Raw genomic sequence first — 14,584 nt, forward strand, 5'->3', positions numbered from 1 at the left:
CCCGCGTGAGTGCGAAGCTGGCCGTGGTGACGGTGACCTACTCGCCCGGCGAGCACCTGGAGCATTTCCTGGCGACGCTGACGGGTGCGACGGAACTGCCGACCCAGGTGATCATGGCGGACAACGGGTCCACCGACGGGGCGCCGGAGGCCGCCGAGGCCGCGCACCCGAACGTGCGGCTGCTGCACACCGGCGGGAACATCGGCTACGGCGGCGCCGTGAACCGCGCTGTCGCCGAGGTCGATCCGTCGGCCGAGTTCGTCGTCGTCGCCAATCCGGACGTGCGGTGGGGACCGGGATCGCTGGACCGTCTGCTCGAGGCCGCGCAGCGCTGGCCGCGGGCCGGTGCGCTGGGCCCGCTCATCCGCGAACCGGACGGCAGCATCTATCCGTCGGCGCGCAGCGTGCCGACGCTGGTCTCCGGCGCCGGGCACGCCCTGCTCGGCACGGTGTGGCCGTCGAACCCGTGGACCCTGCGCTACCGCCAGGACAACGAGGCAGTCGCCGAACGGCCGGTGGGCTGGTTGTCCGGATCGTGCCTGTTGCTGCGGCGCGCGGCGTTCGACGCGGTCGACGGTTTCGATTCGCGCTACTTCATGTACATGGAGGACGTCGACCTCGGAGACCGACTCGGCCGTGCCGGTTGGCTCAACGTCTACATCCCGGACGCCGAGGTCACCCACGCCAAGGGGCACGCCGCCGGACGCCATCCCGAGCTGATGCTGCCTGCCCATCACGACAGTGCCTACCGGTTCCAGGCGGACCGGCACCCGCACGTGTGGCAGGCCCCGCTGCGGTGGGCGCTGCGCGCCGGCCTCGCGGTGCGCTCCAGAGTGGCGGTCGCGGCTGCGGTCCGCGAACGCGATCGAGAGAATTCCGGCACCGTGACGGACTGCCGGCAGAGTGGATCAGGGGAGACGAGATGACGAGTGACACCGCACCGCACACCGATGCGGTCATCCTGGTCGGCGGCCAGGGCACCCGCCTGCGGCCGCTGACGTTGTCGGCGCCGAAGCCGATGCTGCCCACCGCCGGTGTGCCGTTCCTGACGCACCTGCTGGCCCGCATCCGGGAGGCCGGGATCAAGCACGTCGTGCTCGGCACCTCGTTCAAGGCGGAGGTCTTCGAGGAACACTTCGCCGACGGCTCCGATCTCGGTCTGGAGATCGAGTACGTCACCGAGAGCGAACCGCTCGGCACCGGCGGCGGTATCCGCAACGTGCTGCCCAAGCTGCGCGCCGACAACGTCATGGTGTTCAACGGTGACGTCCTCGGTGGCACCGATCTCGGAGCGATCCTCGACACGCACACCCGGACCGACGCGGACGTGACCCTGCACCTGGTGCGGGTCGGGGACCCCCGGGCGTTCGGTTGCGTGCCGACCGACGCCGACGGCCGGGTCACCGCGTTCCTCGAGAAGACGCAGGATCCGCCGACCGATCAGATCAACGCGGGCTGCTACGTGTTCAAGCGGGAGATCATCGAGTCCATCCCCGAGGGTCGTCCCGTCTCGGTGGAGCGCGAGGTGTTCCCGGCGCTGCTCACCGAGGGCAAGCGCGTGTTCGGGCACGTCGACGCCGCGTACTGGCGCGACATGGGTACCCCGGAGGACTTCGTGCGCGGATCGGCGGACCTGGTCCGCGGCATCGCGCCGTCGCCGGCTCTGCCGGGGCAGCGCGGCGAGTCGCTCGTGCACCCGGGCGCGTCGATCGCTCCCGGTGCGCTGCTGATCGGCGGAACCGTCGTCGGCCGCGGCGCCGAGATCGGCGCAGGGGCGCGACTGGACGGTGCCGTGATCTTCGACGGTGCGAAGGTCGAGGCCGGCGCGGTGATCGAGCGGTCCATCATCGGATTCGGCGTGCGGGTCGGACCGCGCGCGCTGATCCGCGACGGCGTGATCGGTGACGGCGCGGACATCGGCGCCCGCTGCGAACTGCTTCGCGGTGCGCGGGTGTGGCCGGGCGTGACCATCCCCGACGGCGGCATCCGGTTCAGTACCGACGTCTGACCGCACGAGATACCTTCGACCGACTGCGTGGGTGGTGACCTGTGAAATTCGAACGCTACGTGGCCCTGGGGGATTCGTTCACCGAAGGAGTGGGTGACCCGGACCCGTCGCGTCCCAACGGGGTACGCGGATGGGCCGATCGGGTAGCGGACGAACTGGCCGCTGCCGGGCCGGATTTCGCGTACGCGAATCTCGCCGTGCGCGGGCGGCTCATGCGGCAGATCCTCGCCGAGCAGGTCGACGCGGCCGTCGCCCTGAACCCCGACCTGGTCACCATCTACGCCGGCGGCAACGACGTCATGCGGCCGAAGCTGGACCTGGACGCGATGGCAGCCGACTACGACGCCGCGATCGGCCGCCTCGCCGCGACCGGCGCGACCGTCGTGATGTGGACCGCCTACGACGTCGGATGGGCGCCGGTGTTCCGGCACCTGCGCGGCCGGATCGCGACCTACAACGAACTCGTCCGTGAGATCGCGGACCGGCGGGGTGCGACGCTCGTCGACTACTGGCGTTTCGGCGAGTACCGGGACTACCGCATGTGGGACTTCGACCGCCTGCACATGTCGCCGCTCGGGCACCGCAACATGGCCGCACGGGTGCTCGACGCGCTCGGCGTCGAGCACGGCATCGAGCCGGTCGTCCTCGAACGCATCCCGGAACCCGCGCCCGCCGAGCAGCGACGCGAGGACCTGCGGTGGATGCGGGACTTCCTGGTTCCCTGGGTCGGGCGCCGCGTCCGCGGCACCTCCTCCGGTGACGGGATCACCCCCAAACGGCCGACGCTCACGCCCGTCGAGACCGGGAACCGGGGTGGCTCGCCGGTCGCGTGAGTAGGCTCCGGGGATGACTCCCGACACGGTCGTCGTCCGAAAAGTCGGTCCGGTCACCACGATCGGACTGAACCGCCCGCACGTGCGCAACGCCGTGGACAGACCCACCGCCGACGCGCTCGCTGCGGCGTTCCGGGCGTTCGACGCGGATCCCGCCGCGGCGGTCGCCGTCCTCCACGGCGAGGGCGGAACATTCTGTGCCGGGGCGGATCTCAAGGCGATCAGCACTGGCGACGGCAACCGCGTCGCGCCCGACGGGGACGGACCGATGGGCGTGAGCCGGATGCGGCTGTCCAAACCGGTGATCGCGGCGATCTCCGGGCACGCCGTCGCCGGCGGCCTGGAGCTGGCACTGTGGGCGGACCTCCGGGTCGCCGACGACGACGCGGTCCTCGGCGTGTTCTGCCGCCGATGGGGCGTGCCGCTCATCGACGGCGGCACCGTCCGGCTGCCGCGGCTGATCGGGGAGAGCCGCGCGATGGACCTCGTCCTGACCGGCCGCCCGGTCGCCGCCGACGAGGCGCTGAGCATGGGACTGGTCAACCGCACGGTTCCGGCCGGGACCGCGCTGGACGCGGCCGTCGAACTGGCCACCGAGATCGCCGGATTCCCGCAGACGTGCCTGCGGCAGGACCGGCTGTCGGTGCTCGAACAGGCGGGCCTGAGCGAGGATCAGGCGATGCTCAACGAATTCCGCCGGGGGACGACCTCACTGGCCGACGGTGCCGTGGCCGGCGCCGCCCGGTTCGCCGCCGGTTCCGGCCGGCACGGCTCGTTCGACTGAGCGGGCCGCCGCCAGCGCGACCAGGTGCTCGATCGTGTCGCGCTCGGCGTCGTCGGGCAGCGCGTCGACGGGCCACCACCGCAGATCCGTGGATTCGGCACTGCGCGTCGGCACCGCGCCGGGCGGTGCCGTCACCAGGAACCGCAGGTCGAGATGCCGGGTGGGAATCCCGAGCGAGCACGTGATCGGGTGGGTGTGCGCCGACAGCAGGTCCGGATCGATGACGAGGCCCTCGATGCCCGATTCCTCGGTGGCCTCGCGCAGTGCCGCGTCGACGACGGTGTCGTCGGATTCCTCGCAGTGCCCGCCGAGCTGGATCCACCGGCCCACCTTCGGATGCAGGGTGAGCAGCACGTTGCGATGCTCTGCGTCGAGCACCAGCGACGACGCCGTGATGTGTCCCGGCGCGTGGGCGCGCAGGCAGCCGTCCGGCGCCGAGCCGAGGAACGCGAGCATCGTGTGCCGCAGCGATTCGGCGTCGGCGGAATCGGTGTCCCAGGCCAGGAGCCGTTCGGTGGCGGACTCGTGCAGCGATCGCGCCGACATCGCTACAGCTCCAGCAGCGCGGCGTCGGCGGATGCGGGTTCGCGCGGCTCGGGTGCGGTGAGCGGATGCCCGACGGCGATCGCGCCGAGCGGCGACCAGTCGGCGGGCAGACCCAGTTCCTCGCGCACGACGTCGGGCGCGAAGATCGTCGATCCGATCCAGCAGCTGCCGAGCCCACGCACGGCGAGCGCGACGAGCAGCCCCTGCACGGCGGCACCGGCCGCGACCGTGAACATGGTGGCCTCGGCCGCGGTCCGGCGCGCGTCGGGATAGGTGTGCGCGCCGTCGGGCACCCAGAACGGGACGAGCACCTCGGGGGCGTCGTAGAGAATCGCACCGCGGGCCAGCCGGCGTTCGATCGCGGCCGCGTCCAGGCCGTCCGCCGCCAGGTCGTCGGCCCAGCGGTCGCGCATCCGGTCGAGCAGCCGGCGGCGCACCTGCTCGGTGCGCACCCACACGAACCTCACCGGACGCGTGTGGTGCGGGGCGGGGGCGGTGAGCGCATCGGCGACCGCGTCGCGCAGATCCTCCGGATCGACCGGTTCGGCCGAGAAGGTCCGCACGGACCGTCGCAGCAGCAACGCCTCGCGACGGCCCTGCTCGAGGGCCTCGTCGGCACCGAGCCGGAACAGGTCCTCCTCGCCGCGGCGGATCAGGTCCTGGGCCGTGGAACCGTCGTCGACGGTGTCGAGACCGCGCACGACCGCCACCGGAACCCCACCGAGCTTGCCCTTGACGAGATCGCCGGCGGCGGCGAGTTCGTCGGCGAGGGCGACGGAGGTGACGAACAGTTCGTTGCCCTGCGAATCGTGCGAGCCGGCGTAGCCGTGCAGAACCGGCAGGCCCGCGGCGCCGATCGCGGCGTCGGTCTGGCCGACGCGCCAGGCGCGGCCCATCGTGTCGGTGACGACGACGGCGACGGTCACCCCGAGCAGCGAGCGCAAGCGCTCACGCAGTCCGGCGGCGCTGGCATCGGGGTCCTCGGGGAGCAGCGCGAGTTCGCCGGAGTCGACGTTGGAACCGTCGATTCCGGATGCGGCCTGGACGATGCCGAGCCGGTTCTCGGTGATGAGCGTGCGTCCCTTGCGGGCCAGCACGCGGACCGCCTCCTGGGTGACCAGTCGCCGCCGCAGCGCATCGCGCGCGTCCGGGTCGGTGGGGGACTCGACGATGCGTCCCTCGGCCTTGGAGACGATCTTGCTGGTGACGACGAGGATGTCGCCGTCGACGAGCCACGGCGCGGCGGCGGCGATCGCCTCGGCGAGATCGTCGCCGGGCCGGAACTCGGGCAGTCCGGTGACCGGAATGATCTCGATCGGCCGGCCGGGTGCGTGGTCGCGCACGTCGGTGCTGGCGGTCGCGTCGGGGGACATCACAGGCTGACTCCGGCGAGTTCGAGTGCGGCGCGCGCCATCTCGGCGGTCGCCGCGGGGTCGGTCATGAGCAGGGGAACGCTGCGGACGGCGACCCCGGGAACGTCGGCGGTGTCGGTCTCGTGGACGAGCCAGCCGTCGAGGATGCCGGTGCCGCTGCGCGCGCCGTAGTGGCGGCCGACGGCTTCTGCGGTCGATTCGATGCCGATCACGTCGAGACACGCATCGGCCATGCCGCGCAACGGCTTCCCGCCGACGACCGGGGACAGGCCGACGACCTTCGCGGAGGTGGTGCGCAGGGCGCCTCGGATGCCGGGGATGGCGAGGATCGCGCCGATGCTCACCACCGGGTTGGACGGAGCGAGGATCACCGCGTCCGCCGATTCGATCGATTCCAGCACTCCCGGTGCAGGTTTCGCTTCGTCGGCGCCGATGTGCGCGAAGGAATGGGTCTCGACCGCCGCGCGGTGCCGCACCCACCATTCCTCGAAGTGGATCGCGCGGCGTTCGCCGTCGGCGGGGTCGGTGATCACGACGTGGGTTTCGCTGCGGTCGTCCGACACCGGGAGCAGCGTCACCCCGGGCTTCCATCGGGTGCACAGCGCTTCGGTGACCGCGGAGAGCGGATATCCGGTGCGCAGCATCTGGGTGCGGATGAGGTGGGTCGCCAGGTCCCGGTCACCGAGGCCGAACCAGTCGGGATTCGCGCCGTATGCGGCGAGCTCTTCCTTGGCGTTCCACGTTTCGTCGGTGCGGCCCCAGCCCCGTTCGGGGTCGATGCCGCCGCCGAGCGTGTACATGCATGTGTCGAGGTCGGGACAGATTCGCAGCCCGTGCATCCAGACGTCGTCACCGACGTTGACGACCGCGGTGATGCGGTGCGGGGCGTCCACGGCGAGGTCTCGCCCGGGTTCGATGCCGAGCAGGCGGCGCAAGCCGGTGAGGAACCGGGCCCCGCCGACGCCTCCGACCAAAACTGTCACGTTCACAGCACAAGCCTAGGGGGTCCGTTTCGTGACTGGTGAGGCACCGCCCGATGGGGTGAAATGTGAGGAATGCGACAGGGTGAATTGTGCCGGATGTCACCGGGTGAATTGCCCCGAGCGTGACGCGGCCTACTCCGAAGTGCTCGATGGTAGCGAATACGTCCGTTCGGCTTGACCGCGACACGCCCAACGTGTGTAATCACATACGTGTCATTCCGACATTTCGAAACGCGGGATCGTATGCGGAATATGCATATACGACCGGCCTTCGCGGAATGGCCCGGGGTAGATCCCCGAATGTGAAGGATGCAGCGCTGCAGGTTAGGAGGCGTGTATGGCCGACGAGCGCGAATGGTTCGAGGACACTCGGATCGAGACTGCAGTCGAGGGCATCTGTGCCGAAGGCGGGCACGACGGAGAGCCGACGTCGTCGGTGCTGAGTCTGATTGCAGGACTTTCCGATCCGTCGGACGTCGAGGAACAGTGGCAGGACCGTGCGCTGTGTGCGCAGACCGATCCGGAGGCGTTCTTCCCCGAAAAGGGTGGATCGACGAGGGAGGCCAAGCGGATCTGCATGGGGTGCGAGGTGAAGGACGAATGCCTCGAGTACGCCCTGGCCCACGATGAGCGGTTCGGCATCTGGGGTGGTCTCTCGGAGAGGGAAAGGCGGCGCCTCAAGCGGGGCATCGTCTGAGATCGGGACCGGTCCGGTACGGGGAGTTCGGACAAGGTGGAATGCCGGTCTGTTTGGGGGTGAGGGTCGGGTACTCGATGGGGGTCGAGTATCCGGCCCTCACTCTTTTCCGAAGCAGCCGCCACCGACGAGCGGTCCTCGCCGGGATCAGCCGGTTCAGTCTTCGCCGAGATCCCCGAGTTCGGGATCGACGACCTCCGGTTCGACTCCCAGATACGTTGCGACCTGGTGCACGAGCACGTCGTGGACCAGATCGGTCAGGTCGTCGGGATCCTTCGCGCGCAATTCGAGGGGCCGGCGGAACAGGACGATGCGTGCCCGCGTGGCCGCGCCCCGACGATCGATGCCGGCCGGGACGAGCCGCGACAGCGGCACCGGACCGTCCGCGACGACCTCGTCCGGCCAGTTCACCGAGTCCGGATCCAGCGCACGGATCTTCGGGACCTCGTCGACCGCGATGTCGAGCTTCGTGAGGCGGTCGTGCCACTGCGCGTCGATCGGAGCGAACGCACCGAGCACGAGCAGGTCGAATTTCTCGGCCCGCGACTTCCACACCGGAAGGTCGTGGGGGAACATCGGCCCGCGGATTCCGCGTCCGCGACGCGCGACGGATCGGGACGTCACGGGGCGGGGCCGGCGAACGCGAGACATGTAGGCGACACTACGACACGCGACTCGAATTGTGCCGTTCCGGTGTGTCCGGATAGTCGCGACGCGACGGGCGCGCTACGCTCCCATCCGTGAGAACACTGCGTCGATGCTGCCGGCCTGGGTGCAAGAACCCTGCTGTTGCGACGCTGACCTACGTGTACTCGGATTCCACGGCGGTCGTGGGACCGCTGGCCACGGTGGCCGAGCCGCACTCGTGGGATCTGTGCGAATCGCACGGCTCGAGGATCACCGCGCCGAAGGGCTGGGAACTGGTCCGGTACGAAGGTGCGTTCTCGTCGGGCACACCCGACGAGGACGATCTGACCGCGCTCGCCGAGGCGGTGCGGGAGGCCGGTCTGGGCGATCGCGGCCACGGTCACGGCGACGCCGACGAGTCCGACGCCGCCCCGCGGCAGGTCGCGCAGCCGACGACCCGCACCGGGCGTCGCGGACACCTGCGTGTGCTGCCGGACCCCACGTCCTGAGCGCTGGGCACGGCAGTTCCGAGTACTCCACTAGGCTGATCGCTGCCGCGCTGCGGAGGGTGGCGTGCGTGTACGACGATCAGGAGCAATAACAGTGGCGAGATCTGCCGAATCCGTGGCCGCCGTCGTCAAGGCATACGACGTGCGGGGCGTGGTGGGTGACCAGATCGACGCGGATTTCGTCCGCGAGGTCGGTGCGTCCTTCGCCCGGCTCGTGCGCGACGGCGGGAACCCGGCGACGCGGATCGTCATCGGTCACGACATGCGCGAATCCTCGCCCGAGTTGTCCCGCGCGTTCGCCGAGGGCGTCACCGCCCAAGGGCTCGACGTCGTGCACATCGGGCTCGCCTCGACCGACCAGCTGTACTTCGCCTCCGGGCTCCTCGACGCCCCCGGCGCCATGTTCACCGCCAGCCACAACCCGGCCCGCTACAACGGCATCAAGCTGTGCCGTGCCGGCGCGAAGCCCGTCGGCCAGGAAACCGGTCTCGCCACCATCACCGCCGAACTCGTTGCCGGGGTACCCGCCCACGACGGCGCGCCGGGCACGATCACGGAGCAGGACGTCCTCGACGAGTACGCCTCGTTCGTCCGCGGCCTGGTGGATCTGAGCGAGATGCGGCCCCTGAAGGTCGCCGTGGACGCCGGGAACGGCATGGGCGGGCACACGGTGCCCGCGGTGTTCGATGTGCTCCCCGTCGAACTCGTGCCGCTGTACTTCGAACTCGACGGCACCTTCCCGAACCACGAGGCGAACCCCCTCGATCCGGCGAACCTCGTCGACCTCCAGCAGCTGGTGCGCGAGTCCGGCGCGGACGTCGGTCTGGCGTTCGACGGGGACGCCGACCGCTGCTTCGTCGTCGACGAGCGTGGCGAGCCGGTCACCCCCTCCGCGGTCACCGCACTCGTCGCAGCCCGCGAGCTCGCGAAGGAACCCGGCGCGACGATCATCCACAACCTGATCACCTCGCGGGTCGTGCCCGAACTCGTCACCGAACTCGGTGGCGAGCCGGTCCGCACCCGGGTGGGTCACTCGTTCATCAAGCAGCAGATGGCCGAGACCGGTGCGGTCTTCGGCGGGGAGCATTCCGCGCACTACTACTTCCGCGATTTCTGGGGCGCCGATTCCGGGATGCTCGCGGCCCTGCACGTGCTGGCCGCGCTGGGCGGGCAGGACCTCCCGCTCTCCGAACTGATGAGCTCCTACGAGCGGTATGCCGCGTCCGGTGAGCTGAACTCGACCGTCGACGACGCCGCGGCACGGACCGAGGCGGTGCTCAGCGCGTTCGCGGACCGCGCCGAGTCGGTGGACCGGCTCGACGGGGTCACCGTGAATCTGCCCGGCAACGCATGGTTCAACCTGCGCGCCTCGAACACCGAACCGCTGCTGCGCCTCAACGTGGAGGCGCGCACGGCGGAAGAGGTCGACTCGCTGGCGACGGAAATTCTGGCCATCGTGCGTTCGTGACGGCGCGCGTTCGTGGCGGAAATGTTCGTGACGGGGATAATCGGGTGTGCCCGGGCTGCTGCGTCGGGCCGGTTCGAATCGGCTGAAGGAAGGTGGCGCAGTGATGACGGCTCCCTCGCCGCTGTTCGACTTCGATGACTCGAGCGCTCTGATCGCGGCCGACATCGACGGCATCCTGCGCATGTCGGCGCTCGGCGGCGCGCAGATCCGAGCGACGGCATCCGCGGTCGACGAACAGGCCCTGGACCGGTTGCACGACCTGCACCCGCGCAGCGTCGTCCTCGTCGGCGGGGACGCCCGCTCGGCGCGGGCCGCCGAACTGGTCGTCGCGATGCTGGCCGCGCACGCGACCGTGCCGCTGGTCGTCGCACCGACCACCCCGACCTGGGTGGGACCGCTCGATGTGGTGGTGGTCGCCGGTGACGACGCGGGCGACCCGACGCTCGTCGAATCCGTGGCCGCCGGGCTGCAGCGCCGCGCCGAAGTGGTCGTGGGCGCACCCGACGAGGGCCCGATCCGGGCCGCGGTCGCCGGGCGGGCCCTGCTGCTGCCGCCACGCATCCACCTGCCGTCCGCCTACGCGCTGGCCCGCCACGTCGCGGTGTTCTGCGCGGTGCTGACGGCGATGGCCGCGACCAAGGTGCGCTCGCACGTGCCGGACCTCGCCGAACTCGCCGATGCGGTGGACAACGAGGCAGCCCGCAACCATCCGTCCAACGAGGTGTTCCACAATCCGGCGAAGTCGCTCGCGGTGCGCATGTATTCGCGTCGGGTCGCGCTGGCCGGGGATTCCCCCGCGACCACCTCCCTCGCCCGCCACGGCGCGGAGATGCTGCTGCTCGGGGCCGGGATGATCGCCGCAGCCGCGTCGCTGCCGGATACGCTCGCCGCGCGGGATCGCTTGGTGGCCACGACCACCGGGACCGGTGAACCGTACGACCCGTTCTTCCACGACGAGCAGCTCGACGGGCCGATTCCGGAGGCACCCGTGCGGGTATTCGTGCTCAGCACGGACGACGATCGACGGGCTGCGCAGCGTCGCGCAGCTGCATTACCGGATATGGAATTGGTGTCTGTAGTGGGGGAAACGGAGTCGCGGGCAGTGCCGCCCGTGTTGGAACAAGCATTGGTGCTCGCGGCCCGGATCGAGATGGCCGCCGCGTACCTGCGTTTGGCCGGAGGCCGGTAGTGCGCCGACTCGAAGGTGCGCTGCGTTCCTATGCCTGGGGCTCGCGCACCGCGATCGCAGAGTTGTGCGGGCGCCCGGTGCCGTCCGATCACCCGGAAGCGGAGCTGTGGCTCGGCGCGCATCCGGCAGATCCGGCCAAGGTGCTCTCGGAGGACGGGGAGGCCCCGGTGTCGCTGCTCGACGTCGTCGAGTCCGACCCGCACGGGCAGCTCGGATCCGGGACCGTCGACCGGTTCGGCGCCCGCCTGCCGTTCCTGCTCAAGCTGCTCGCGGCGGAGGAGCCGCTGTCGCTGCAGGCGCATCCGAGCGCGGAGCAGGCCGCGCAGGGCTACGCCCGCGAGCAGGAGCTGGGGGTGCCCCTCGATTCCCCGATCCGCAACTACCGGGATCCGAATCACAAACCGGAGCTCGTGGTCGCGCTCACGCGCTTCGAGGCGCTCGCCGGATTCCGGGATGCGGCACGCACCGTGGAGCTGCTCGAGGCGCTCGGCGTGCCGGAACTCGATCCGTACGTGGGCCTGCTGGCCGGTCAGCCCGACTCGGGTGGGCTGCGTGCCCTGTTCACCACGTGGATCACGTTGCCCCAGCCGGTACTGACGTCGCTGTTGCCGCGCGTGCTCGACGGCTGCGTGACCTACCTGGCGACCAACGGGCGCCCGCGGGTGTTCGCGGAGGAGGTGCGGACGGCCCTCCAGCTGGCCGAGTTCTATCCCGGCGACGCCGGTGTGCTCGCGTCGCTGCTGCTCAACCGCATCACCCTCGAACCGGGACAGGGGCTGTACCTCGACGCCGGCAACCTGCACGCCTATCTGAGCGGCATGGGGGTCGAGATCATGGCGAACTCCGACAACGTGCTGCGCGGGGGACTGACGCCCAAGCACGTGGACGTGCCGGAGTTGCTCAGGGTTCTGGACTTCCGGTCCCCGGACGTGCCGATCCTCGAAGCCGTCCCCGTGGGCGAGGCCGAGGTCTGCTACCGCACCCCGGCGCCGGAGTTCGCGCTGTCGCGTCTGGAACCCGAGCCGCACACGAAGGTGTCGCTCGCGCCGTGCGGCCCGCAGATCCTGTTGTGCACCGCCGGCGCGGCGCACCTGGACTGCGGCGGTGCCGGCCTCGACCTGACACCCGGCCACTCGGTGTGGATCTCGGCGGCCGATCCCGAACTGACCGTCGAGGCGCTGACCGCCGGGACTCAGGTGTTCCGGGCCTGTCTCGGCGACCGATCCGCCCTGTAGCCGTCACCACGGCGGCCGGTTGTGGTCTCTGCCACACGCTGCACGCCACCCACGGCGTTGACGCGGCGTGTCGCAGCGTGGCAACGTCGGCGCATGTCGATCGTGCACGAGCCAGCGTCCGCAGACGACTCCGATGTCGCGCCCCGCGATGGAAGGCGGCGTGTGCAGTTCCACGAGGCCAGCCGGATGCTGTTGCGCAACTCCGTGCTCGATGCGATGAGGGACCTGCTGACCGTGCGGGACTGGTCCTCGATCACGATGACCGACGTCGCGCGCCGCGCCGGGGTGAGCCGCCAGACGCTCTACAACGAGTTCGCGTCCCGTCAGGGGCTGGCCCAGGCGTACGCGCTGCGACTGGCCGACCAGTTCGTCGACGCCGTCGACGATGCGGTCTACTCGAACGTCGGCGACGCCCGGCGGGCATTGGCGGTCGGTTTCGCCGCGTTCTTCGCGGACAGCGGTTCCGATCCGCTCGTGCAATCGCTGCTGCGTGGGGACGCCAAACCGGACCTGCTGCGACTGATCACCACCGAATCGGCACCGCTGATCGACCGGGCGTCGGGCCGGCTCGTCGAGACGTTCCGGCGCAGCTGGGTGCAGGCCTCGGAGACCGACGCGACGATCCTGGCGCGGGCGATCGTGCGCATCGCCATGAGCTACATCGCGATGCCGCCGGAGTCCGACCGGGACGTCGCCGCGGACATGGCGTATCTGGTCGGTCCGTTCCTGGACCGCGTCACCGGCGGACAGTGACCGTCCCCGCACGGATACCGGCGGGTACGGCAGCGGCACTCCGCGGCGTGGTTGTATAGCCTGTTCGACAAAACGACTGTCAACAGGAGAGGCGCTCACACGTGTCCGACAACAAGCTCGTGGCCGACCGGCTGAACGGCATCGACTTCAAGGTCGCCGACCTGTCCCTCGCCGAATTCGGGCGCAAGGAGATCCGGCTGGCCGAGCACGAGATGCCCGGCCTGATGGCGCTGCGCCGCGAGTACGCCGAGGTGCTGCCGCTGAAGGGCGCGCGCATTTCGGGTTCGCTGCACATGACCGTGCAGACCGCCGTGCTCATCGAGACCCTCGTCGCGCTCGGCGCCGAGGTGCGCTGGGCGTCCTGCAACATCTTCTCCACCCAGGACCACGCGGCGGCCGCGGTCGTCGTCGGCCCGCACGGCACGGTCGAGGAGCCCAAGGGCGTCTCGGTGTTCGCGTGGAAGGGTGAGACGCTCGAGGAGTACTGGTGGGCGGCCGAGCAGATGCTCACGTGGCCCGGCGAGCCCGCGAACATGATCCTCGACGACGGCGGCGACGCCACGATGCTCGTTCTCAAGGGCGCCCAGTTCGAGAAGGCCGGCGTCGTGCCGCCGACCGACGAGGAGCACGACTCCACCGAGTACCAGGTCTTCCTGCAGCTCCTGCGCGAGTCGCTGGCTGCGGATTCGAAGAAGTGGACCACGGTCGCCCAGTCGGTGCGCGGTGTCACCGAGGAGACCACCACCGGCGTGCTGCGCCTCTACCAGCTTGCCGCCGCCGGTGAGCTCGTGTTCCCGGCGATCAACGTCAACGACTCGGTCACCAAGAGCAAGTTCGACAACAAGTACGGCACCCGCCACTCCCTGCTCGACGGCATCAACCGCGGCACCGACGTCCTCATCGGCGGCAAGACCGCGCTGGTCTGCGGCTACGGTGACGTCGGCAAGGGTTGCGCGGAGGCCCTCCGCGGCCAGGGCGCGCGCGTGTCGGTCACCGAGATCGACCCGATCAACGCGCTGCAGGCGATGATGGACGGCTTCGACGTCGTCACCGTCGAGGACTTCGTCGGCAAGGCCGACATCGTGATCACCTCGACCGGCAACAAGGACATCATCACGTTCGATCACATGAAGCAGATGAAGCACCAGGCGATCCTGGGCAACATCGGTCACTTCGACAACGAGATCGACATGGCGGGCCTCGAGCGTGCCGCCGACGTCACGCGGATCAACATCAAGCCGCAGGTCGACGAATTCGTCTTCCCCGACGGCCATTCGATCATCGTGCTGTCCGAGGGTCGCCTGCTCAACCTCGGCAACGCGACCGGGCACCCGTCGTTCGTGATGAGCAACTCGTTCGCGAACCAGGTCATCGCCCAGATCGAGTTGTGGACCAAGCCGGACGAATACGACAACGAGGTGTACCGCCTGCCCAAGCACCTCGACGAGAAGGTCGCGCGGATCCACGTCGAGGCGCTCGGTGGCAAGCTCACCAAGCTGACGAAGGAGCAGGCCGAGTACATCGGTGTCGACGTCGAGGGCCCGTACAAGCCCGAGCACTACCGCTACTGATCGGGGTC

General features: G+C 70.0%; 15 protein-coding genes. 11 read left to right on the forward strand and 4 right to left on the reverse strand.

The window, feature by feature from the left end; genetic code table 11:
- Positions 1-5: 5 nt before the first annotated feature.
- The 4 genes from M1M07_RS02855 to M1M07_RS02870 are packed head-to-tail and all read left to right on the forward strand — an operon-like array spanning position 6 to position 3,625.
- A complete protein-coding gene (locus M1M07_RS02855) occupies positions 6-926 on the forward strand; it encodes a glycosyltransferase family 2 protein (RefSeq protein WP_248673259.1) in 921 nt (306 codons plus the stop codon).
- The gene (locus M1M07_RS02860) at positions 923-2,008 is read left to right on the forward strand and encodes a sugar phosphate nucleotidyltransferase (protein ID WP_248673260.1); all 1,086 of its coding nucleotides are present in this window, start codon (positions 923-925) and stop codon (positions 2,006-2,008) included. The genes M1M07_RS02855 and M1M07_RS02860 overlap by 4 nt, the downstream gene beginning before the upstream one ends.
- Before the next feature lie 41 nt (positions 2,009-2,049).
- On the forward strand, positions 2,050-2,841 hold the full coding sequence (locus M1M07_RS02865) for an SGNH/GDSL hydrolase family protein (protein WP_248673261.1): 792 nt from the start codon (positions 2,050-2,052) through the stop codon (positions 2,839-2,841).
- Between the two features lie 13 nt (positions 2,842-2,854).
- Positions 2,855-3,625 (forward strand): crotonase/enoyl-CoA hydratase family protein, encoded by a 771-nt coding sequence (locus M1M07_RS02870; protein WP_248673262.1) that lies wholly within the window; start codon positions 2,855-2,857, stop codon positions 3,623-3,625.
- On the opposite strand, the gene M1M07_RS02875 is transcribed toward M1M07_RS02870, so the two are convergent.
- From M1M07_RS02875 to cofD, 3 genes are read right to left on the reverse strand one after another with little or no spacing between them, the layout of a single operon-like run.
- Positions 3,551-4,171, reverse strand: coding sequence for an NUDIX hydrolase (locus M1M07_RS02875; RefSeq protein ID WP_197253086.1), 621 nt, complete (start codon positions 4,169-4,171; stop codon positions 3,551-3,553). The two genes, M1M07_RS02870 and M1M07_RS02875, sit on opposite strands and share 75 nt — an antisense overlap.
- Before the next feature lie 2 nt (positions 4,172-4,173).
- On the reverse strand, positions 4,174-5,544 hold the full coding sequence (locus tag M1M07_RS02880) for a coenzyme F420-0:L-glutamate ligase (RefSeq protein ID WP_197253095.1): 1,371 nt from the start codon (positions 5,542-5,544) through the stop codon (positions 4,174-4,176).
- Positions 5,544-6,533 (reverse strand): 2-phospho-L-lactate transferase, encoded by a 990-nt coding sequence (cofD, locus tag M1M07_RS02885; RefSeq protein WP_197253087.1) that lies wholly within the window; start codon positions 6,531-6,533, stop codon positions 5,544-5,546. Before cofD ends, M1M07_RS02880 begins: the two co-directional genes overlap by 1 nt.
- A gap of 430 nt (positions 6,534-6,963) precedes the next feature.
- On the opposite strand from cofD, the gene M1M07_RS02890 reads away from it, so the two are divergent.
- Complete coding sequence (locus tag M1M07_RS02890; protein WP_169917902.1) at positions 6,964-7,224, forward strand: WhiB family transcriptional regulator; 261 nt, start codon at positions 6,964-6,966, stop codon at positions 7,222-7,224.
- 156 nt (positions 7,225-7,380) lie between these two features.
- Here M1M07_RS02890 and M1M07_RS02895 read toward each other — a convergent pair whose 3' ends face one another.
- Positions 7,381-7,875, reverse strand: a complete 495-nt coding sequence (locus M1M07_RS02895; protein WP_197253088.1) for a metallopeptidase family protein — start codon at positions 7,873-7,875, stop codon at positions 7,381-7,383.
- Between the two features lie 89 nt (positions 7,876-7,964).
- Between M1M07_RS02895 and M1M07_RS02900 the strand changes: the two genes are divergently transcribed.
- From M1M07_RS02900 to ahcY, 6 genes are all read left to right on the forward strand, one after another.
- Positions 7,965-8,360, forward strand: a complete 396-nt coding sequence (locus tag M1M07_RS02900; RefSeq protein ID WP_197253089.1) for a DUF3499 domain-containing protein — start codon at positions 7,965-7,967, stop codon at positions 8,358-8,360.
- Between the two features lie 94 nt (positions 8,361-8,454).
- Positions 8,455-9,828, forward strand: coding sequence for a phosphomannomutase/phosphoglucomutase (locus tag M1M07_RS02905; protein WP_197253090.1), 1,374 nt, complete (start codon positions 8,455-8,457; stop codon positions 9,826-9,828).
- 103 nt (positions 9,829-9,931) lie between these two features.
- A complete protein-coding gene (locus M1M07_RS02910; RefSeq protein WP_248673263.1) occupies positions 9,932-11,017 on the forward strand; it encodes a tobH protein in 1,086 nt (361 codons plus the stop codon).
- On the forward strand, positions 11,017-12,252 hold the full coding sequence (manA, locus tag M1M07_RS02915) for a mannose-6-phosphate isomerase, class I (protein ID WP_197252750.1): 1,236 nt from the start codon (positions 11,017-11,019) through the stop codon (positions 12,250-12,252). The genes M1M07_RS02910 and manA overlap by 1 nt, the downstream gene beginning before the upstream one ends.
- Before the next feature lie 93 nt (positions 12,253-12,345).
- Positions 12,346-13,005: a TetR/AcrR family transcriptional regulator gene (locus M1M07_RS02920; RefSeq protein WP_197252751.1), complete on the forward strand. Its 660-nt coding sequence runs from the start codon at positions 12,346-12,348 to the stop codon at positions 13,003-13,005.
- A gap of 101 nt (positions 13,006-13,106) precedes the next feature.
- Positions 13,107-14,576: an adenosylhomocysteinase gene (ahcY, locus tag M1M07_RS02925; RefSeq protein ID WP_248673264.1), complete on the forward strand. Its 1,470-nt coding sequence runs from the start codon at positions 13,107-13,109 to the stop codon at positions 14,574-14,576.
- Positions 14,577-14,584: the final 8 nt, after the last annotated feature.

Origin of the sequence: Rhodococcus sp. HM1 (assembly GCF_023218075.1) — a bacterium.
GTDB lineage: Bacteria > Actinomycetota > Actinomycetes > Mycobacteriales > Mycobacteriaceae > Rhodococcus.

What these genes read in the sequence shown, in the direction of transcription:
- M1M07_RS02910 (WP_248673263.1), top strand. Translation starts at nt 9,932, where the DNA reads ATGACGGCTCCCTCGCCGCTGTTCGACTTCGATGACTCGAGCGCTCTG.
- M1M07_RS02860 (WP_248673260.1), top strand. Translation starts at nt 923, where the DNA reads ATGACGAGTGACACCGCACCGCACACCGATGCGGTCATCCTGGTCGGC.
- M1M07_RS02920 (WP_197252751.1), top strand. Translation starts at nt 12,346, where the DNA reads ATGTCGATCGTGCACGAGCCAGCGTCCGCAGACGACTCCGATGTCGCG.
- M1M07_RS02895 (WP_197253088.1), bottom strand. Translation starts at nt 7,875, where the DNA reads ATGTCTCGCGTTCGCCGGCCCCGCCCCGTGACGTCCCGATCCGTCGCG.
- M1M07_RS02875 (WP_197253086.1), bottom strand. Translation starts at nt 4,171, where the DNA reads ATGTCGGCGCGATCGCTGCACGAGTCCGCCACCGAACGGCTCCTGGCC.
- M1M07_RS02870 (WP_248673262.1), top strand. Translation starts at nt 2,855, where the DNA reads ATGACTCCCGACACGGTCGTCGTCCGAAAAGTCGGTCCGGTCACCACG.
- M1M07_RS02880 (WP_197253095.1), bottom strand. Translation starts at nt 5,544, where the DNA reads ATGTCCCCCGACGCGACCGCCAGCACCGACGTGCGCGACCACGCACCC.